16 protein-coding genes and 1 other RNA gene are annotated in these 18,545 nt (G+C 61.6%); 7 read left to right on the forward strand and 10 right to left on the reverse strand.

Translation table 11 applies throughout. The features are described 5' to 3' along the window. The first annotated feature begins 34 nt into the window (after positions 1-34). Positions 35-1,336: an MFS transporter gene (locus tag HMPREF2792_RS01005; RefSeq protein WP_070530156.1), complete on the forward strand. Its 1,302-nt coding sequence runs from the start codon at positions 35-37 to the stop codon at positions 1,334-1,336. A gap of 309 nt (positions 1,337-1,645) precedes the next feature. On the opposite strand, the gene HMPREF2792_RS01010 is transcribed toward HMPREF2792_RS01005, so the two are convergent. From HMPREF2792_RS01010 to HMPREF2792_RS01025, 4 genes are all read right to left on the reverse strand, one after another. Then, positions 1,646-2,077, reverse strand: a complete 432-nt coding sequence (locus HMPREF2792_RS01010) for a hypothetical protein (protein ID WP_227485674.1) — start codon at positions 2,075-2,077, stop codon at positions 1,646-1,648. Positions 2,078-2,111: 34 nt separating this feature from the next. Next, positions 2,112-2,429 (reverse strand): hypothetical protein, encoded by a 318-nt coding sequence (locus HMPREF2792_RS01015; RefSeq protein WP_070519746.1) that lies wholly within the window; start codon positions 2,427-2,429, stop codon positions 2,112-2,114. Between the two features lie 174 nt (positions 2,430-2,603). Next, on the reverse strand, positions 2,604-5,663 hold the full coding sequence (locus HMPREF2792_RS01020) for a bifunctional [glutamine synthetase] adenylyltransferase/[glutamine synthetase]-adenylyl-L-tyrosine phosphorylase (RefSeq protein WP_070530158.1): 3,060 nt from the start codon (positions 5,661-5,663) through the stop codon (positions 2,604-2,606). 7 nt (positions 5,664-5,670) lie between these two features. Continuing rightward, positions 5,671-7,008 (reverse strand): glutamine synthetase family protein, encoded by a 1,338-nt coding sequence (locus HMPREF2792_RS01025; protein ID WP_070519741.1) that lies wholly within the window; start codon positions 7,006-7,008, stop codon positions 5,671-5,673. Between the two features lie 405 nt (positions 7,009-7,413). Here HMPREF2792_RS01025 and HMPREF2792_RS01030 point away from each other — a divergent pair, with 405 nt between their 5' ends. Then, positions 7,414-8,283 carry a DUF2786 domain-containing protein gene (locus HMPREF2792_RS01030; RefSeq protein ID WP_232748417.1) on the forward strand — a complete coding sequence of 290 codons (870 nt, stop codon included), beginning with the start codon at positions 7,414-7,416 and terminating at the stop codon, positions 8,281-8,283. Between the two features lie 110 nt (positions 8,284-8,393). After that, positions 8,394-10,118, forward strand: a complete 1,725-nt coding sequence (locus tag HMPREF2792_RS01035; RefSeq protein WP_070530163.1) for a CYTH and CHAD domain-containing protein — start codon at positions 8,394-8,396, stop codon at positions 10,116-10,118. A gap of 124 nt (positions 10,119-10,242) precedes the next feature. Here the strand turns inward: HMPREF2792_RS01035 and HMPREF2792_RS01040 are convergent, their stop codons facing one another. Continuing rightward, on the reverse strand, positions 10,243-10,431 hold the full coding sequence (locus HMPREF2792_RS01040; RefSeq protein WP_070519735.1) for a hypothetical protein: 189 nt from the start codon (positions 10,429-10,431) through the stop codon (positions 10,243-10,245). 146 nt (positions 10,432-10,577) lie between these two features. Between HMPREF2792_RS01040 and HMPREF2792_RS01045 the strand changes: the two genes are divergently transcribed. Continuing rightward, entirely contained in the window at positions 10,578-11,849 is a 1,272-nt protein-coding gene (locus HMPREF2792_RS01045; protein ID WP_070530165.1) for a galactokinase family protein, read from the forward strand. Here HMPREF2792_RS01045 and HMPREF2792_RS01050 read toward each other — a convergent pair. From HMPREF2792_RS01050 to HMPREF2792_RS01070, 5 genes are all read right to left on the reverse strand, one after another. Next, the gene (locus tag HMPREF2792_RS01050) at positions 11,846-13,249 is read right to left on the reverse strand and encodes an RNB domain-containing ribonuclease (protein ID WP_070530167.1); all 1,404 of its coding nucleotides are present in this window, start codon (positions 13,247-13,249) and stop codon (positions 11,846-11,848) included. The two genes, HMPREF2792_RS01045 and HMPREF2792_RS01050, sit on opposite strands and share 4 nt — an antisense overlap. Positions 13,250-13,286: 37 nt before the next feature. After that, an RNA gene (gene rnpB, locus HMPREF2792_RS01055) (RNase P RNA component class A) lies at positions 13,287-13,718 on the reverse strand. A gap of 15 nt (positions 13,719-13,733) precedes the next feature. Next, the gene (locus tag HMPREF2792_RS01060; RefSeq protein WP_070530169.1) at positions 13,734-14,903 is read right to left on the reverse strand and encodes a bifunctional RNase H/acid phosphatase; all 1,170 of its coding nucleotides are present in this window, start codon (positions 14,901-14,903) and stop codon (positions 13,734-13,736) included. Further along, complete coding sequence (locus tag HMPREF2792_RS01065) at positions 14,900-15,616, reverse strand: zinc ribbon domain-containing protein (protein WP_070519727.1); 717 nt, start codon at positions 15,614-15,616, stop codon at positions 14,900-14,902. Before HMPREF2792_RS01065 ends, HMPREF2792_RS01060 begins: the two co-directional genes overlap by 4 nt. After that, entirely contained in the window at positions 15,617-16,465 is an 849-nt protein-coding gene (locus tag HMPREF2792_RS01070) for a Nif3-like dinuclear metal center hexameric protein (RefSeq protein WP_070519725.1), read from the reverse strand. A 102-nt stretch (positions 16,466-16,567) separates the two neighbouring features. On the opposite strand from HMPREF2792_RS01070, the gene HMPREF2792_RS01075 reads away from it, so the two are divergent. The 3 genes from HMPREF2792_RS01075 to HMPREF2792_RS12935 are packed head-to-tail and all read left to right on the forward strand — an operon-like array spanning position 16,568 to position 18,251. Further along, a complete protein-coding gene (locus tag HMPREF2792_RS01075) occupies positions 16,568-17,059 on the forward strand; it encodes a low molecular weight protein-tyrosine-phosphatase (RefSeq protein WP_070519723.1) in 492 nt (163 codons plus the stop codon). A gap of 31 nt (positions 17,060-17,090) precedes the next feature. After that, complete coding sequence (locus HMPREF2792_RS01080) at positions 17,091-18,068, forward strand: SURF1 family cytochrome oxidase biogenesis protein (protein WP_070530171.1); 978 nt, start codon at positions 17,091-17,093, stop codon at positions 18,066-18,068. Positions 18,069-18,092: 24 nt separating this feature from the next. Beyond that, positions 18,093-18,251, forward strand: a complete 159-nt coding sequence (locus HMPREF2792_RS12935) for a hypothetical protein (protein ID WP_158011571.1) — start codon at positions 18,093-18,095, stop codon at positions 18,249-18,251. Positions 18,252-18,545 lie beyond the last annotated feature (294 nt).

The following is an 18,545-nucleotide window of genomic DNA, read 5'->3' on the forward strand; positions in this document are numbered from 1 at the left end:
TGCATCTTAGTTGGTGACGCGTAAAGTATCAGCCATGTCGGTTCCTCATCCACGCAATGTAATTACCACGAAGGCTCTCTCTGTGTGGGTGGCTGCGGTGTTGGTCTATATCGTGGCGATGACCGGCCGCACGTCCTTTGGCGTGGCGGGCCTCGAAGCCATCGATCGCTTCGAGGTCGATGCCTCCCGCATTGCCGTGTTCACCGCGGTGCAATTGGGTATCTATTCGCTGGCGCAGATCCCTACCGGGATGCTCATCGATAAGTTCGGGCCGCGGCGCCTGCTCGTCATTGGTTCCGTCATCATGGGCGTGGGTCAGGTACTCCTTGGCTTCACCAACAATTATTGGGTAGCCATCGCCGCCCGCCTGCTCATCGGCGCGGGCGATGCCACCGCCTTCCTCTCCGTGATGCGTATCTTGCCCTACTGGTTCCCGCTGCACCGCACCCCCATGTTCACTCAGGTCACCTCGTCGCTTGGGCAGCTGGGCCAGTTCTTGTCCGCCCTTCCTTTCGCCATGCTGCTGGGCTGGGGTGGGTGGACCATGGCCTTCGTTAGCTTGGGTGCGGTGGGCATCCTCATCGCCGTTGCGGCCGCGGTGGCGGTGGCTGATTCCCCAGAATCCCTCGGCATCGTGCCCAAGCCGAAAGAAAAACCTAACGCGAAGCCGGAAAGCACAGCAGCGCTGTTATCCACCGTTTTCCGTTCCCCCGTAGCCTGGCAGGCATTCTTTATTCACTGGATCGGCCTGGGGGCCACCAACGTGTTCGTCATGCTATGGGGCGTGCCGCTGATGACTGCAGGCATGGATTTTTCTAAGACTAGCGCCGGCTGGATCCTGACGTGGTTTAGCGTGTGCATGGTGCTCGTCGGCCCACTGCACGGCAAGCTTTCCTCCAGGGCCAGCGGTTTCCGCCCGTGGCTCGCCTTAGGGTTTGTGGCTACCCACTGCGCGGTGTGGGCCTTGTTCTTCCTCTTCGGTGGCAGCTATCTCTCGCTGTTCATCCTCATCAGCCTGGTAGCCCTGTGCACACCGGTGGCAAATTACGGTTTCGACATTGTCCGTGAAAACCTCGACCGCACTGTCGTTGCCACGGCGACGGGCCTGGCCAATATGGGAGGCTTCATCGCCACGGTCATCGGCGCCCAACTCGTCGGCATGGTTCTCGATCACTTGGGTAATGGGCCTGACTACCCCTTCCATGACTTCCGGCTCGCTGCTTGGGCAGTCTTTGGCGTGTGGTGCATTGGCATCGTGGGTGTTCTCATCACGCACATCCTGCGCAGCCGGGGCGAGGACGGCGGCCCGCACGTCACCATCGTGCAGGTTGGTTAGTTCAGGGCTGGGCTAATGAAGGGCCGCGGCGCTGAACGCCGCCTCAAGGGGTACCGAATTGGCCACTTCGAAGACCCCGAGCCCACCGCCAATCGGAACGAGGACGGCAATGCTCACCCCTAGGGCGGTTCTGAGCAGCTCGCGTAGTTTTCGTTGTTTCTCCACCTCAACGCACCAACCTTTATCGATTCGTTATCTGTGCGTGAGAGCTTAAGATCCGCGGCTGCCAGGCAGATCCCCGTTGACTGCGTATCACCTGCCAATCCCTGTGTGTTCGCGCCGGCACCCCAGCCGGGCGAGATCATCGGGCTATTCGGCCGGGGTCGATTCCACGAGAATCGGGCCATCCACCGGGGCGACGACCCCGGCGTCAAAGGCGGCGAGCACACCCTTCGCATCATCTTTCGTAATTGCACCCGCCTCCACGGCCTTCTTGAGATCAGTCTCGAGGATCTGGCGGGAGCGGTACCTGTCTGATGCCACCGACAAGAGGCCGCGAGGAACCGACTCCGACGGGATCCCCAGTGCCTCTGCCAGCGAAACAATGCGGTCATTTTCAGCAGGGTCGAGCTGAACATCAACCGACTGATCCTGCGGGACGCCACCGTTGACCACCTGCTCCACGGTCAGTGCACCCTCCGGCACCTGGTGCCTCTCTGTGGCCCACCAGCCTGCGCCGACGGCGGTGATGACAGCGATCACAACGAGGACCCACACGGCGATAAACTGCTTGGACTTCACGGCCACAACCTTAGACTTTTCTCACACCGCCGGCTTAATCCGCGCCAGGGCCAAAGGTCCCAAAAGAGGTACCGCGCGGGGGATGCGGCGAATCCAGGCGCTCGGACAGCGCATCAATGATGGACCGGATAGTTGACTCTGCCACGGAGCGATCAAGGCTGCTGCGGCGTGGGGTCTCTGGCTTCGGCTCAGGAGGGACAACGCGGGGCTTGTCGACGTCCAACCGCATCACCGTCCCCTCCACGCTCAGCGCGGCGGCGGGATCGCACCCGGCGGCTCGGGCCGCGGATAAGAATGCATCGAGATCAGCAAGCGTGGCAGCGTTGAGGTCGAGAGAAAGATTAAGGCTCATGGTGTTCTCCTTTTCGGCTCCTTGAAGGGCGCGGGGCAAGTGCCGCTCACTGCTGTCTAAGGCTAACGGCTTATCACCTGATTGAACAGGGGCGTGCGTTTAGTTCAGGGATAGATCCGGGTTAACTCAGGGTGCGGGTCAGGGAGGATACACACCTGCCCTCGCTGTGCTCTACTAATCGTGCTCGAATGACTCAGTCTCACCCCAAAACACCTCGTCGACTACCTTCCGGGCGTGCCGGGTGACTTTGAGGTAGTGCTCTAGGAATTGTTGGTTGTGCTCGGGCTCCCAGCCGGCCGCACCAGCCACTTGCGCCAGTTGGGGGCCCGGTGCCGGAAGCTGGTCCACGCGCTTGCCACGCACCAGTACCAGGGCGTTGCGGGCATCGGTGGCCAACAACCAAGCCTCCCGCAGCTCCCGCACTTGCTGGACTGGAATGACCTCGCTCTCTTCGAGGGCGTCGAGGACGCGCAGTGTGGAGGGATCATGGAGCGCCGGCACGTCGTGAGCATGCATCATCTGCAGCAGCTGGACGGTCCATTCGATATCGGTCAACCCGCCGCGCCCCAGCTTGGTATGGGTATTGCGGTCAGCGCCGCGCGGCAAACGCTCGTTATCAACGCGCGCTTTCATTCTGCGGATATCGCGGATGGTCTTCTCGCTTACGCCCTGCGGTGGATAGCGGAAGGCATCCACCATGGTGAGGAAACGTTGCCCGACGTCTTTGTCCCCCGCCACGAAAGCCGCGCGGAGTAGTGCCTGCATCTCCCAGGGTTCGCCCCACTGCGAGTAATAACGCTCATAGGACTCGATCGAGCGCACAACTGCTCCCGACCGACCCTCTGGGCGCAAGCCCAAATCAACGTCCAAGGGCGGATCCCCTGATGGTTTTGCCAAGCGGCGGCGCAGTTTCTCGATAATGCCAATTGCCCACGGCAGGGCTTCCTCTTCGACATTGTCTTCCGTTGGCTCGGCCACCACGATGACATCGGCGTCCGAGCCAAAGCCCAGCTCCATGCCTCCGAGCCGACCCATACCAATCACGGCGATGCGGGCTGGTGGTTCGGCGTCATCGTTCTCCAGCCTCCAGGCCCTGACTTCGGCGCGCAGCGCGGCTTCCAGCACCGCGTTCCAGATGGTGGACAGCTCAAAGCACACCTGCTGGACCGGCAAAAATCCCAGCAGATCCGCGGCAGCAATCCGCGCCAGCTCCGCGCGGCGAAGGGCTCGGGCCACCGACACGGCCTTGTCAGGGTCCGCGTGACGCTTAGTCGAATTAATCAAGGCAGAGGAAACTTGCGCCGGTTTGGTTTCCAATAGCTTGGGCCCTGCTGCACCATCGGATAGCTGCTTGACAACGTCCGGCGCGCGGATAATGAGCTCCGATGTAAATGGCGAGGTGCCCAATATCTTCATGAGGCGCTGGCCGACAACGCCTTCGTCACGAAGCATGCGCAGGAACCACGTTCGGTCGTAGGCCGCCTCCGACAGCTTGCGATAATTCAACAAGCCCATGTCTGGATCGGCCGTGTTGGAGAGCCACTCCATCAACGTCGGCAGCAGGATGGCCTGGATACGGGCCTTGCGCGACTTCCCAGCCGCCAGGGAGGTGAGGTGCTCGAAGGCGCGATCCGGATGGCGATAGCCAAGTGCCGCCAGCTGCAACAGCGCTGCTTCGCGCGACAATTTGAGCTCATCCGCAGACATCGACGCCACGGAATTCAACAGCGGGCGGTAGAACAAGCGCGAGTGCAGCTCAGAGATGAGCAGGCGAATCTTCCGCAGATGGACGTTCATCCGATCCGCTGCTGATTGATGCCCCTGTGGGTGAAATCCTGAATTGATGGCCAACCACGTCAGCGCCTTGAGGTCATCTTTTTCCGGCAATGTGTGAGTACGGCGGAAGCGCTCCAACTGGAGGCGGTGCTCGAGCAAGCGAAGAAACTCATAAGCCTCGATGAGCTGGGTGCCGTCCTCGCGTCCGACATACCCGGCGCGCACGAGCGCTGCGAGGGCATCGACCGTCGCCAGCGTGCGCAGCGATTCATCTGAGCGGCCATGAACCAATTGCAACAGTTGGACGGCGAATTCCACGTCCCGCAAACCGCCCTCACCGAGTTTGAGTTCGCGAAGGCGCATATCCTCTGGGACGTTGTCCAGCACTCGACGGCGCATAGCCTGGACGTCTTCCACGAAGGATTCCCTCTGCGATGCAGTCCACACCATGGGCCCAATCTGGTCGAGATAGTCCGTGCCCAAGGGCAGGTAGCCGGTCTGCGGCCGCGCCTTTAGTTGGGCTTGGAACTCCCACGTTTCCGCCCACCGCTTGTAGTAGGCCACGTGCGAATCCAGTGTTCGGACTAGTGCACCAGACTTGCCTTCCGGGCGCAGGTTGGCGTCGACCTCAAAGAAGCACGCCGAGCCGATTCGATTGAATTCTGACGCGAGACGGGTGATCCGTGGCGTTGCCTCCGAGCCCACGAAGATCACGTCCACGTCGGAGATGTAGTTCAATTCGCCTGCACCGCACTTCCCCATCGCGATGACTGCCAGCTGCGCATCGAGTGGCTGATCCTCGTAGACCACTCTGACAGCACCGGCGAGCGCTGCCGTCAAGGAGGCGTCAGCGAGGGCCGTCGTCAGCCGCGTGACTTCACGAAAACCCACCCGCGGCTGCGGCCGTGACTGCCCCTTGCGCGAATGGAAAGTCCCTGCGAGGTCATGAGCGGCGATGCGCATCATGAGCGTCCGGTAAGCCACCTTGAGCGATGCCTTGTGGTCGCCAGGAGCCGCCCGGTATGTACCGGGAGAGGTCAGATCGGGGCTCGCGGTATCAGGACGAGTGGGCGGCTCGGCGTACGTTGCCGGTTCCGCCCCTACCTCTTCCAACAAGGTGTGGAGCATTTCCGTGGGAGTCGGCAGCGGGCGCTGTAGCTCGCGCCAGGTCTCCGGGTGGGCGGCAAGGTGATCACCAAACGCCGAGGAGCCGCCCAACAGGGCCATCAACCGCACCCGGAAGGTTTCGTCTTCACGCATCGCCGGGCCAATCTCAGGCGCTGACTCGATGATCCTCATTAACGTATTGAGAGCCATATCGGGATCACCGGCTGCGGCCAGGGTCCACAGCAGCTCAAGGGACTCAGGATTATCCCACCCAAGGCGGGACAAGTCCTCCGCAGCAGTTGGCCGGGTAAGGCCAAGAGTTGCCGGGGACGGTACAGATGCTGGACGCATGCTTCTCCTAGAAATTCAGGTTGTTGCGCAACTCGAATGCGGTGATCTGCTGCTGATACTCGTGCCACTCATCCCACTTGGCGCGCAGGAAGTACTCAAAGACGTGCTCTCCTAGGACTTCCGCCATAAACTCAGAGCGCTCGAATTCTCGGAGCGCCTGGTCCAAGCTGCTTGGCAGATCCTTGTACCCCATCGCGCGGCGCTCACGACGGGTCAGCTGATGGACGTCATCCTCGGCGGGATCACCAAGCTCATAGCCTTCCCTGATTCCACGCAGGCCAGCGGCAAGCAACACCGCGTAGCCCAGGTAGGGGTTCATCGCTGAATCTAGTGAACGGATTTCAACGCGACGCGACATTTCTTTGGAAAGACGATAGGTAGGAACTCGAACCAAAGCCGAACGGTTGGAGATTCCCCACGTCACTGATCCCGGGGCTTCGCTGCCAAACATCAGGCGCTTGTAGGAGTTGGTCCACTGGTTGGTGATTGCGGTCATTTCCACAGCGTGTTCAAGGATGCCGGCGATAAACTGCCGCCCCGTACTGGAAAGTGAAATCTCATCGTCGGGGTCGTGGAAAGCGTTGGAATCTCCCTCGAAAAGGCTCAAGTGCGTGTGCATGCCCGAGCCAGAGCGATGCTCAAATGGCTTCGGCATGAATGTGGCGTGCACTCCTTGCTGGGAGGCAACCTCTTTAATGAGGTAGCGGAAAGTCATGATGTTGTCCGCCATGGACAGCACGTCGGCATGGCGCAGATCAATTTCCTGCTGTCCTGGCGAGGTTTCATGGTGGCTAAATTCCGTGGCAATGCCCATGGATTCCAGCGCGTACATCGACCGGCGCCGGAAACTCGGGGCGTTATCGTGCGTGGCTTGGTCGAAGTAGCCTCCGTTATCGGTGGCAATCAGGGTATTGATATCGCGGGCGTCTTCCAAGAGATAAAACTCAATCTCAGGAGAAGCCTTGCACGTAAACCCTTCATTGGCAGCCTCAGTAACCTGACGGCGCAGAATGTGGCGTGGGTCCACCAAGGAAGGTTGCCCATCGGGCTGGGTAATATCGCAAAACATGCGTGCCGAAAGAAGTTCCGGTTCTTCCTTGTCAAAGGGCATGATTTGAAAGGTTGAAGGGTCCGGCATAGCGATGGTGTCGGCCTCTGAGATTCGGGAGAATCCTTCCACCGAGGAACCATCGAAGCCAACACCTTCCTCGAAGGCGGATTCCAACTCTGAGGGGCTCATTACCACCGATTTCAGCGCCCCCAAGATGTCAGTAAACCAAAGGCGAATGAAGCGGATATCGCGTTCTTCAACTGTACGAAGGACGAATTCGTGTTGGCTGTTCATGTTCTAAACCCTACCGCCGCGGGCCCAAGTAACGGCGGGAGTTGCATCTTTTGCCCCCGCCCCGCCAACTATTCCCCCAGTTGACAAGAGTATCTCGGGGGCAAATTTTTTCGACTCTTAGACCAGATATCAGTCTCACGTGCTTGAATGGCCTCACAACCGAACAGATGTACACATACAAACGGAACAGGAACAGCTATGAACAACCACCACGGAACCTTAAGCGCACGAGGACTCGAGCTCATTTGCCAAGCTGCCAGTCAAGGATGGTCACCTAAGGACTTACTCCACGTCCTAGGCAGCTTTTGCCACCCTCTTATTTATCGTGCCGCTGCCCATATTCCCGCGCAGATTAGTTCTACTGTGCTGCGCAAGGAATGGTTAAGCGTCTCCCCGCCTAACTCGATGACTATGTCGACCGATGACCTCATACGGCTCATTGACGCTACTTCCGCTCTGCCCCCGCTGCGTGACGTTGACGTGCTCGCAGCAGAGAAAACTAGTTCTCGGGCAAACCAAGACAGCAAAGAGAATCGGATCCGCAACAAGATCACCCAACTTCTGCGAAAGGCAGAATCCACTCCTTATGAAGAGGAAGCCAGTGCACTCATTGCCAAAGCACAGAGCCTTCAACAACGGCACCGTCTCGATGAGGCACTCGCCGAATCCCCGGACACGGTGATGTCCACACGCATCCGTATCAGCGCGCCCTATATCAACCACAAGACCACGCTTCTTAGCGTCATCGCGGATCGAAATGGATGCACCGTCCTCAAGCTTCACCCCATGGGAATCATCACCGTCTTTGGCGCCGAGGCGGACATTGATCATGTCAGCGACCTGTTCGCTTCCCTCCTGCGGCAGTGCGAATGGCACATGACTCATGGGGAGGCTGCCGACAACGCGCGATTACTCGGCAATGTGGCGTCGTTTCGCCGAAGCTTCATTTTGGCCTACGCCACCCGCATTGGGGAGCTTTTGGAGGAAGCGAACGCCTCATTGGCGCCTCACGACGAGAAACAGACAGACTCGGCTGCGGGCAGCAACGCCAAAAGGAAAAACGACGTAGCCCTCGCTCAGCGATCTTTATCAGCGGTGGAAGTACGCAGACATAAGGCAGAAGCTTTAGCTGATCACCTCTTCCCTGATTCGCGAACCATCTCCTTAGCAATGAGGAACCATGCAGGGATGTCCGCAGGTGCAACTGCCGCGGAGAATTCCCACTTGGGTGGTGATTCCTCGGGCTTGGGTGGGCGCCGCCAACTCACCGGTTAAGGACCAGCAAGGGTTGGCACATTTGCACTATTAGCCAGGTAACCTAGAAGGCAGTGCAGAGGTTTTATACCTCTTCTTTTATCATTTCGCTCCCCGACGAAAGTGTGTACATGTCTCCAAAGACGTTTCTTGAAATCGAAGCCAAGTTCGCCGTGGATGAAACCACCCCGGTACCAGATCTCGCCCGCCTCGATGAGGTAGCCCGAGTCGCAGAAACTCGCCACCACTCGTTGTCGGCGATTTACTACGACACTGAGGATCTCCGCCTTACCCACGCGAAGATCACGCTGCGGCGCCGCACCGGTGGAAATGACGATGGCTGGCATATCAAAATTCCCGGCGCGGAAGGTCGTACCGAAATCCGAGCCGAACTCGGTGAACCCGTCGACGGCAAGTACGAAGTCCCGGCCGAACTCCTCCATCAGGTTCGTTCGGTGATCCGCAACCACCCGCTTGAGCCCATTGCACAAGTGGACAACAACCGCACCGAGTTGCTCCTCGTAAACTCGGACGAGGAGCCTGTCGCTGAGTTCTGCGATGACCATGTCACCGCATTCTCTTTCCTACCAGGTGGCTCTCAGAGCACGTGGCGCGAGTGGGAAGTAGAGCTCGCAGGAGAACTGCCCGGTACGAAGGAGGGCAGCGCGCTACTGCGTCATGCCACCTCCCTGTTGATCAGTTCTGGCGCGCGGGTTTCCTCCTCACCGTCCAAGCTGAAGTCAGCATTGGGGCAGTCCATCAACAATGTCGAGCTTCCCCCAGCACTCGCAACGTCTAACGTGGAGCCCGGCTCCCCCGCGGCGGCAGTCGTAGAGGCACTGCGAGCTAATCGGGATAAGCTCGTCGAGTTTGATCCGCGGGTACGCCGTGATGAGTGGGATTCCGTGCACCAAATGCGCGTTGCTACCCGCGAATTGCGCAGCCACCTTCAAACCTTCCACGGCATTGTCGTGGGCCCGGAGATCCAGCGCCTAGAGTCCGATCTCAAGGAGCTTGCGGCCATGCTTGGCGTTGCTCGTGACGCCGAGGTCGTAGAAGAGCGCTGGCAGAATCTCCTCGCCTCCGAGGACTCCGATGTGCTTGATGAAGCCACCCGCGAACACATCGCGCACGATATGGGCCGTGCTTACCGCCGCGCGCATCGTCGTGTCATCGCCGCTCTCGATTCTGACCAGTACCTGGCTCTGCTCGATGCGCTCGATGCATTCCTCTCCAACCCGCCAGTCGCCGCCGAGGATGCTTCAGCAGACGAAGACACCAGCGCTGGGGACAACGGTGCGGTGGAATCTGATTCCGCTGATACAGCTTCCGCTGAACCATCTGAGCAGCAGGACGCAGCGAAGGACTATGCGCCGAAGCACGCCAAACGCGATGAAGAAGAGTCCCACGATCTTGACACGGTGATGGCGCTGCACCTCAAGCAGGCCTATGACAAGCTGGTTAAACGCCACAAGAAGGCTATCTCAAACTGGGATAACACCGAGCTGACGCTGCACGAGCGTGAAGAGTACTTCCACGATATGCGCAAGGCCGCAAAGAAACTGCGCTATGCAGCTGAGGCCGCTGGTTCAGCCACCACGCTAAAGACCAAGAACCTCTACAAGGCCTGCAAGCAGATGCAATCTGTCTTGGGAGACTTCCAGGATTCCGTGACCTCTCGCGATAAGTTGCTCGAATTGGCAGAAACTGCCCGCCGACGGGGTGAGGATACCTTCGGCTATGGTCTGCTCTACCAGCGCGAGCGCGTCATCGGGTTGGAAGCACTCAACGCCTACTCGGACAGCTTTAAGGCCATCAAGTCCGCGTTTAAGCCACTGCGCAAGAAGCTGCGCTAGGCCGCCGGCTCATCCTGCGTGGCTGCGTAGTTATGCAGTCACCACAACGGCCCACACCATCGCCTACTTGCGGTGGTGTGGGCCCGAGCTTTTCGTAGCCGCTTCATGGCCGGCCATGAGGCGTTTAGTTATCGTCTTCGGCGGCATCCTCAGCATCAGCCGCGGCGGTGCGGGCTTGCGCGATTTCAATAGCGCGCTCGGCTTCCTCGCGGGAATTGTAGGGGCCCATGCGGTTCTCCCAGCCGGACACCTTTCCCTGGGATACCTCACCGGTAGACGGGTCGTAGAACCACTTGTTGTCAGCCTCAGCCATAGTTTTCTCCGTTCTGTCGGGCAAGTAATCAGTGCACCCCACACTACAGACCGCCCGCGGGTCACGCCCGTTAGAATAGATTGGTCACCTACTCCTGCCTTTTCTTTTAGGCAGGCTTTCGCCACCAGCAAAGGAGAACCTTCCCGATGCCCCTGTGGACTGCCCCTTCGACCCCGGCCATCGACCGCGTTCGCGCCGCACATCGCGAGAACGTGGGCGCTGATGCAGCTCATGTTGCTAGCGCCCCTGCCACCTGGGCACTCATCGGCGAGCACATCGATCACTACGGCGGCATCGCCATCATGGGCCTGGCCAACATCCGCGCGGCAGCAGCTGTCAGCCCCCGCAGCGACGGCCTGGTCAAGGTTCGCCTAGAGCACACCAACGGCGAGACCGTTGAAGACCAAATTTCCCTCGAGCAGGTCTCTTCCCTCGCCGCGGAGCAACAGCCCAGCGTCGATTCCGAAGGCCAGCCCATCGAACCCCCTGCACCCGAAGGGGCCATCGCCGCGCGCCTCGGCGGCATCATCTACACCATGATCAACCGCCAGCTCCTTACCCGCGAGACCGCCGGCGCCGATATCACCGTGGTCAACGACATCCCCGATTCGACCGGGCTCGGCGCCGCCGCAGCCATCGACATTGCCACAGCGCTAGCGTTGCTCGGCAACGCAGATGATCTGCATGATGCTCCGCTGCGTGCCCGCATCGCGGAGGTGTGTTCCCAAGCAGTTGGCACCTTCGCCCGATTCCCTGCGCTGCGCGCCCGCCACTCCGCCGCGCTGCGCGGCGCTGGTGAGTCCATCACCATCATCGACTACGCCGACGGCTCCGTCACCCAGGCACCGCACATGGTCAACAAAGACATCGCGGCTTTCGCGCTGGCCGTGCCAAGTGATGCCGATTCCTTAGAAGCCGTCGCAGAGATTCGCACCCGCGAGCGATTCATCGACGCCGCCTGCCGCGCCTTCGGCACGCCTTCGCTGCGCCTGTTGCCGGATGCACCCCAACGCGTCCTCGAGTGGCTCGCCGCTGTCCACAAGGTGCACGGCACCGAGAATCAGCCGACCATCGCGCAAGCCACCGCGTGGCTGACCTTCTACTCAGAGGAAACCGAGCGCGCCGAAGGAGTTGCCCGCGCTTTGCGCTCGCGCCGTGGCACCGAGCTTTTCCCGCTCCTCACGCAGTCGCAGTCAGCCTTGTCCACGGTGTATGAATTCAGCTCCGCGGAGAAACTCGCGCAGCTGACCACCGCGCGCGGCGCCGTCGCGGCACGCTCCGCCCACGCGGGCACGTCCTCCGCGGTCATCGCCTACGTGCCGAGCACCAAGGCCGCAAACTTTGCGGCCGACTTGGCCGAGGACGGCCTGCTTGTCGTCCCGCTTACTGCAGGAAGCCCAGCAATCACCGAGGACTAGTCCGCCGGCCACGCGAAGAGCACATCGCGCTCCTCAACGTCGGCCTTGACCAAGGACACCATCGTCTCCTTGCCGGTCTCCGGGTGGCCCACGGCCTGCCCCATCACCGGCGGGTCTAGGACGAAGAGGCGCGCCTTCTCGCGCTGTTCCCCGCCATCGACCACCACGGCTTCGAAGTTGGTGCCTACCCACGGTGCCAAGACCGTCGCCTCCGTAAGGTTCAAACAGGCCTTATCCACCTGGGAGGCCAGCTGCGATGTCGAGCGCATCGTGGAAATGACATCCCCGGCCCGCTCGCGCACCCACTGCGGAACCTCGTAGCCGCCGCTGAGCGCCAGGCAGACCTCCGTGGCGAAGCGGTCAACTAGACGCCGCAGCGGGGCCGTCACGTGCGCATAGTAGCCGCCGATTCCCGCGTGCACGTCCGCCTGGCCATCCTCCAGCCACACGTAGTCAGCACCACGAAGCAAACGCTGGGCCTCGCGCATCACCGCCATCCCGCGCGGTGAATCCGCATCCACGGAATGCAGGAATTCAGAGATGCTGCTCTCCCCCAGCTCAAAACCCAGGGCCTCCGCCTCCGAGCGGAAGGTGGCCTCAGCCTCCGGGGTGGCCGCCGATAGGGTGCGCAGGAAACCAACTCCATGTGATTCCATCAGCCGCCCCGCGCACATCCCGGTGAGCAAGGAAATCTCCGAGTTATAATCCATCACCTCATGCCGCGGCTCCATGACCAGCTCGTAGTGGCCTTTCTCCCCATCGCTGCTTTCGGATACGCGCTGCGAGGGAATGCGCAAGTTGATCGCCTCGCGGCGCAGCGAAGAAGCCTGGCGCAGCTTTCCCACCTCCGGCAGCAAGGCGATGGAGGAATGCAGCGTGCCCTTCTCCAAGTCGGCGTGCACTTGGTCGTAGTCCAGCCGCGCGTGGCTGCGCACGAGCGCGCGCTCCACCGAGAAGTCCTCCACCTCACCCGCGGAGTCGAGGTCGAAGGTCCAGAGGACGGCGGGGCGGTCGACGTCGGCAAGCAGCGAAGCCCTGTCTTCGGAGAGCTCTGCCGGGTGCAGCCGCGCCGGCTCATCCGGCAGATAGATGGTCTGGCCGCGCTTCAGGGACTCGGTCTCCAGTGCGGAGCCCGGTTCGATGAACGCGGCGACATCCGCAATGGCATAGAGCACGCGGTAGCCGCCATCGCGCGCCTCAATGAACACGGCCTGGTCCAGGTCCTTGGAGCCGACCGGATCGATGGTCACCAGCGGGATGTCCCGGGCGTCGCGGCGCTGCTCGGCATAGCGGTCCTGTGCGGACGCGGCCTGTGCGGTGACCTCCTCCGGGAAGTCGGTCGGAACAGAAAACTCCTCGGCGATGGGTCGAAAGTCCAAAGGCGCGGCATACAGTTTCATGCCGCCCCATTGTTCCAAAAAATAAAAGTGTAGGGCGCGAATGAGCCAACCTATAAGCCGGATTCTGTGCCGCGCGCGTGGCACGGTGGCAAACATCCATCCAGGCCAACCGTTACCAGTTGGCTCAAGCAGCTACCTTCAGGCTCCGGCGAGCAACCTACTAACGCCTGATCGGGCCCGCTAACGTGGCGGGCCGTGATGCCTTGCTCCCAGTGGGGTTTACCCAGCCACCGCCATCGCTGACGGTGCTGGTGCGCTCTTACCGCACCCTTTCACCCTTACCGCTTCCCACGCTGCGCCGAAACGCAGCGGAGGCACGCGGCGGTCTACTTTCTGTTGCACTTTCCCGCGGGTCACCCCGGGTTGCTGTTAGCAACCACCGTGCTCTGTGGAGTCCGGACTTTCCTCGGCCCGCGCCTAGCCCCATGAAGGGGCCGGTTCGACGGAACGCGTTTGCCCGGTCGGCTCATTCGCGCCTGTTAGTTTATCGCAGCGCGCCCAGATGCCCCACATCGTTGAAACGGTGCAGGGTGCTACCGCCGTCGAAGAACTCGACCTCGCTCAAGGAAGCCAGCTCAAGGAAGAGGTGGTTGGGCGTTTGCGGTCCGGAATCGAGAGCCTGGCGCACAAAGGACTTGATGGGGTTGACGTGGGAGACCACGAGAACGGTCTGCCCCGCAAAGCGCTGCTGCAGCTCGCGGCGCGCAGCACTCACGCGGCGGTGCACGGCGCGCAGGGACTCCCCGCCCGGACAGGCCACGGACGTATCTTTCAGCCAACGCGCGTGGAGCTCAGGGTCGGCGGCATCGGCTTCGGCGAAGGTCTTGCCTTCCCAGCGCCCGAAGTCCACCTCGATGAGGTCCTCGACGGTTTCCACGCGCAGCTCACGGCCCTTAACCACGGCGGCAGCCGTCTGCTGACAACGGCGCAGCGGCGAGCACACCACGGCATCGATGTGGGTATCGGCCAAGGCTTGGGCAGCGGCGAGCGCTTGCTTCTTGCCCAGCTCGGTCAGCTCGGGGTTTGCACGCCCGGAGTACTGCTTGGCGGCGGACATCGCCGTCTGCCCGTGGCGCAGCAGGATGAAGCGGGTGGACTGTCCGGTCTCGGGGCGCCAGTCGGCTGCGGTAGAGGACGCCGTGCTTGCCGACGTCCCCCCGACCTCCCCGCTGGCATCCTGACCATCCGCAGCGACGGCCTCAGCGCCGTCGCCGGAACCCATGTCGAGGATGCCCGCGGGATCGCCCTTCGCGGCGGCGTCCATCGCCACGTTGGAAAGCGCATCGGCCACAGAGTTCTTCGCGCGCGGGACCCACTCGAGGCTAAAGCTAGGAATCTGATCCAGCAGGCGGCGCGCCTCGATGGCGAGCTTCTGCATATCCGGGTGCTTGATCTTCCAGCGCCCGTTCATCTGCTCCACCACGAGCTTGGAGTCCATATAGAACTCCACCTCATCCGCGCCCAGCTCCACCGCGGCCTCCAAACCGCGCAGCAACCCGTGGTATTCGGCCACGTTATTCGTGGACTTCTGGCCCACGACGTAGGCGATTTCCCTGAGCAGCTGCGAGCGGTCCTCGTTATAGACCGCAGTTCCGGAGCCGGCGATCCCGGGATTGCCGCGGGAGCCGCCGTCAGCAAAGATGACTAGCTTCATGAGGCCGGGCGCACCAGGTAGGAGCCGCAGTCGCTGCACTGCGGAACCTCGTCGGCAGCAGCGTTGCGCACCGCGTTCTGCTCGGCCGGCGGCAGCACGATGAAGCAACCACCGCAACCACGCCCGGTGAAGGCCGCAGCGCCCACGCCGTTTTCTTCGCGCACGGTCTCGTACTCCTCCAGGACATCCGCGGGCAGCTGCTCGCGCAGCTCGCCGATGCGCACCTGCGGATCCGGGCGGTTCGCCGCGGCCTCTTGGGCGGCCTCGGCCGCGCGCTTGAGTACTTCGAGTTTACGCTCGGAATCGGAGACCTTCGCGCCGTGAACATCAAGGTTGGCGCGCAGTGCGTGGATTTCGTTATGGGCTTCCTGTAGCTCGCTCATAAGATCCGCGATGCGGGACTTTGCAGCGTAGAGATCGTGCTCCAGGTCCTTGCGGGTCTCTGGGTCGGTCGCAGCACCAAGCTGCGCCTTGTCATCGCGCTCGCGCTGACGCAGCTTGCGCTCGTCAGCCTGAATGCGCAAGATCTCCAGTTCCATGTCGTCGACGGCGAGCTGGGCGGAGCCGGAGGCGTCGACAAGCCGGGCGTGTGCGGCCTGGGCCTTCTCGTACTCCTCTTGCTCCGGGATGGTGGTTGCCCCACCTAGCGCCTGGGAGCGCTCGAGGGTGGCCAGCTCCAGCAAGATGCTCTGCAGGTCCTGTGGCAGTTTCATTTAGTTCTCCTTATGCGCAGAAATCGTCCATGGGTCGGTGCGGACATCGATGATCTCGGTGTTCACGCGCAATGCGTCCTCCACAATATCGCGCGCTTGGGCAGTCCAGGGAAACTCGCTGGCCCAGTGAGCGGTATCCACCACGGCCGGGCCCTCCGGCTCCGCCAGGTGCGCGGCGCGCAGGTGCTCATCCACTGGGTGGTGGCGCAAATCGGAGGTGACGTAGACGTCCACGCCGAGAGCCGCCGCGTGGTCCAGGAAGGAATCCCCCGAGCCACTGGAGACGGCAACTTTCTTCACCATGCGCTCCGGATCGCCGGCCGCGCGCACTCCCCATTCGGTTTCCGGAAGGGCATCGGCCACGCGCTGGGTGAATTCGCGCAGAGTCACCGGCTGCTCAAGCTCGCCCACGCGCCCTAGCCCTAAGGCCTCGTCGAGGTTCTCATAGGGCTCCACCGGGACGATGGGGCGGCCGGGCGTGATACCGACGAGCTCAGCCAGCTTGTCGTTGACACCCGGGCGGGCCTTATCCGCGTTGGTGTGCGCGGCCAACAGGGCCACGCCATTGCGTATCAGAGTGTGGATGACCTTGCCCTTCGGCGTATCCGCCGCCACCGAGGTCACCCCGCGAAGCAGCAGCGGGTGATGCACCACGAGCATCTGCGCGCCGAGCTCCACGGCTTTGTCTGCCACTTCCTGGGTGCAGTCCAGAGCGAAGGCCACGGTGCTCACCTCGTCTGTGGGGTCGCCGCACACCAGGCCAACGGCATCCCAGGACTCGGCCAGCTGCGGCGGGTAGGCCTCGTGGATTACGCGGCGGATCTCGCCAACGGTCGTTCGTTCTGCCATCTCGTATGCTCCTTGTTGGCTTGAGGTTTCACGTCAGTCGCGTCGCTGCTATATCCTAGCTTTCGTTCGCCAGCGCACCCCTCTAGCTTAAGGAGCCTTTGCATGACGCCTCCGGAGAACGACAACCAGCTCCACATCGTCTTCGTGTGCACGGGCAACATTTGCCGCTCACCCATGGCGGAAATCATTACACGCGACGCCATGGAGACCGACATGCTCGATCTCCTCGCGCGAGTTTCTTCCTGCGGCCTCGGCGGCTGGCACGTGGGCCAGGGCGCGGACGAGCGCGCCGTGGCTGAGCTGCGCCGCGGCGGCCACGATGGCGCCGGCCACCAGGCCGCCCAGCTGGGTCCGGACCATATGGACGCGGACCTCTTCGTGGCCATGGACACCGGCCACCGCGATGCCCTCATCGAGCGCGGCATCCCGGAAGACAAGGTGCGCCTCATGCGCAGCTTCGATCCGAACTCACCGGAGGATGCCAGCGTGGAGGATCCTTTCTACGGCACGGAGGAGGACTTCGCCCGCACCCGCAGTGAGATCGATGCTTCCGTTCCGGGGCTGCTCGACTGGATTAAAGAAAACCACGGCTAGATAATTCTGCGCGGCTACTAGACTGGTCATCATGCTTAAGACATTCCTCAAGCCTGGGTGGGTGCTCTCTCTCATCTTCATCGTCGCGTTTTCCTATTTGTCTTTCACGGTGCTCGCTCCGTGGCAGCTGAATAAGGATGCGCAGATTGTGGAGCGCAACCACCTCATTGAGGAGGCCTACGACGCCGACCCCCAGCCGGTCACCGAAGTCTTTTCTGCTGATGGCTCCCTGCACAAGGAGTGGGAACGCGCGGAGCTAACCGGCCACTACCTCTCAGAAGATGAGGTGCTCCTGCGCCTGCGCCCGGTGGAATCCGCCCCGGGATTCCAATCGCTGGTCCCCTTTGAAACCGAGTCTGGTGAGACCTTCCTGGTCAACCGCGGCTGGATGCCCACGGATGAGGGCAACTCCGTCCCCCACATCGATCCGGCGCCCACGGACAAGGTGACCATCGTGGGCATGGCGCGCTACGACGAACGCAAGCACACCTCCGCACCCATTGAGGAACAGGGTTATACGCAGGTCTACTCCATCAATACGGAGCAGATTGCAGAGCTTGTCGACGTCCCCCTTGCCCACGACTACCTCCAACTCTCCCCCGAGCAGCCGGGTGAGCTGCATGCGCTGCCGGTTCCAAAGCTGGACCGCGGCAACCACTTGTCCTATGGCTACCAGTGGATTGCCTTCGGCGTGATGGCGCCGCTGGGGTTTGCGTATTTCGTGTGGTCTGAGATTCGGGAGCGCCGCCGCGCCCGCGATGAGGATGCCCTGATTGCTGAGGCCACTGCGGCCGCCACCGGTGCCGGCTCCCCCGATGCGGCTGCGGACGTCAATAGCTCCGAGCACGAGGAGCCTTCCGGCGAGCACTCTGATGCTACGACGCCTGCTGCCCCGCCTTCGACGCCTGCGGCTGCCACGCAGCCTTCGCGCCGCTCCCGCTCACGCTATGGCTCCGCCAAGCCGGACTTCTACGAGAAGATCCGTGAGCGCGGCCAGGAGCGCTACTAGCCTCGACCCCCAAAGGGGACGATCATGAACGCGATTGCGTGGACGCGAGAAGCGACCGAAACCGAGATTTCCGAGATTTCCGACAGTATTCTTGAAGCCGCTGGCTGCACCGCTGAGAACTGCATTCCCAACTGGGACGACGACATGGGCCTGACCCCGGAAAGTAGACGCGTCGGGGGTTAGGCCCGATCGACACTCCCCACTAGAGCAAAAAGCATCTTTCGCCCAAGCGCAAAGGCTTCCTTCTCATTCACGCCCGACGCTACTAAATACGGGTCAATGCGGATACCGATGCACCTTCCTGTGCTCGAACCAGGCCCAAATCAAAGAAGCCAAGAACAACAGTGGCGTAACCCACGCCAGACGATGCCACCAATGTGCTCCAAAGTATGATTCATCAGCACTTAGTCCTGCTAGATAATTGATTACAAGCGTTGCGATGAACAGGGGCCTGACCCCCGGAAAGTAGACACGTCG

Source organism: Corynebacterium sp. HMSC068H04 (assembly GCF_001811255.1).
Classification (GTDB): Bacteria; Actinomycetota; Actinomycetes; order Mycobacteriales; family Mycobacteriaceae; genus Corynebacterium; species Corynebacterium hesseae.

Coding starts and splice junctions, on each gene's coding strand:
- HMPREF2792_RS01005 (WP_070530156.1), top strand. CDS start 35: ATGTCGGTTCCTCATCCACGCAATGTAATTACCACGAAGGCTCTCTCT.
- HMPREF2792_RS01015 (WP_070519746.1), bottom strand. CDS start 2,429: ATGAGCCTTAATCTTTCTCTCGACCTCAACGCTGCCACGCTTGCTGAT.
- HMPREF2792_RS01020 (WP_070530158.1), bottom strand. CDS start 5,663: ATGCGTCCAGCATCTGTACCGTCCCCGGCAACTCTTGGCCTTACCCGG.
- HMPREF2792_RS01025 (WP_070519741.1), bottom strand. CDS start 7,008: ATGAACAGCCAACACGAATTCGTCCTTCGTACAGTTGAAGAACGCGAT.
- HMPREF2792_RS01030 (WP_232748417.1), top strand. CDS start 7,414: ATGACTATGTCGACCGATGACCTCATACGGCTCATTGACGCTACTTCC.
- HMPREF2792_RS01035 (WP_070530163.1), top strand. CDS start 8,394: ATGTCTCCAAAGACGTTTCTTGAAATCGAAGCCAAGTTCGCCGTGGAT.
- HMPREF2792_RS01040 (WP_070519735.1), bottom strand. CDS start 10,431: ATGGCTGAGGCTGACAACAAGTGGTTCTACGACCCGTCTACCGGTGAG.
- HMPREF2792_RS01045 (WP_070530165.1), top strand. CDS start 10,578: ATGCCCCTGTGGACTGCCCCTTCGACCCCGGCCATCGACCGCGTTCGC.
- HMPREF2792_RS01050 (WP_070530167.1), bottom strand. CDS start 13,249: ATGAAACTGTATGCCGCGCCTTTGGACTTTCGACCCATCGCCGAGGAG.
- HMPREF2792_RS01060 (WP_070530169.1), bottom strand. CDS start 14,903: ATGAAGCTAGTCATCTTTGCTGACGGCGGCTCCCGCGGCAATCCCGGG.
- HMPREF2792_RS01065 (WP_070519727.1), bottom strand. CDS start 15,616: ATGAAACTGCCACAGGACCTGCAGAGCATCTTGCTGGAGCTGGCCACC.
- HMPREF2792_RS01070 (WP_070519725.1), bottom strand. CDS start 16,465: ATGGCAGAACGAACGACCGTTGGCGAGATCCGCCGCGTAATCCACGAG.
- HMPREF2792_RS01075 (WP_070519723.1), top strand. CDS start 16,568: ATGACGCCTCCGGAGAACGACAACCAGCTCCACATCGTCTTCGTGTGC.
- HMPREF2792_RS01080 (WP_070530171.1), top strand. CDS start 17,091: ATGCTTAAGACATTCCTCAAGCCTGGGTGGGTGCTCTCTCTCATCTTC.
- HMPREF2792_RS12935 (WP_158011571.1), top strand. CDS start 18,093: ATGAACGCGATTGCGTGGACGCGAGAAGCGACCGAAACCGAGATTTCC.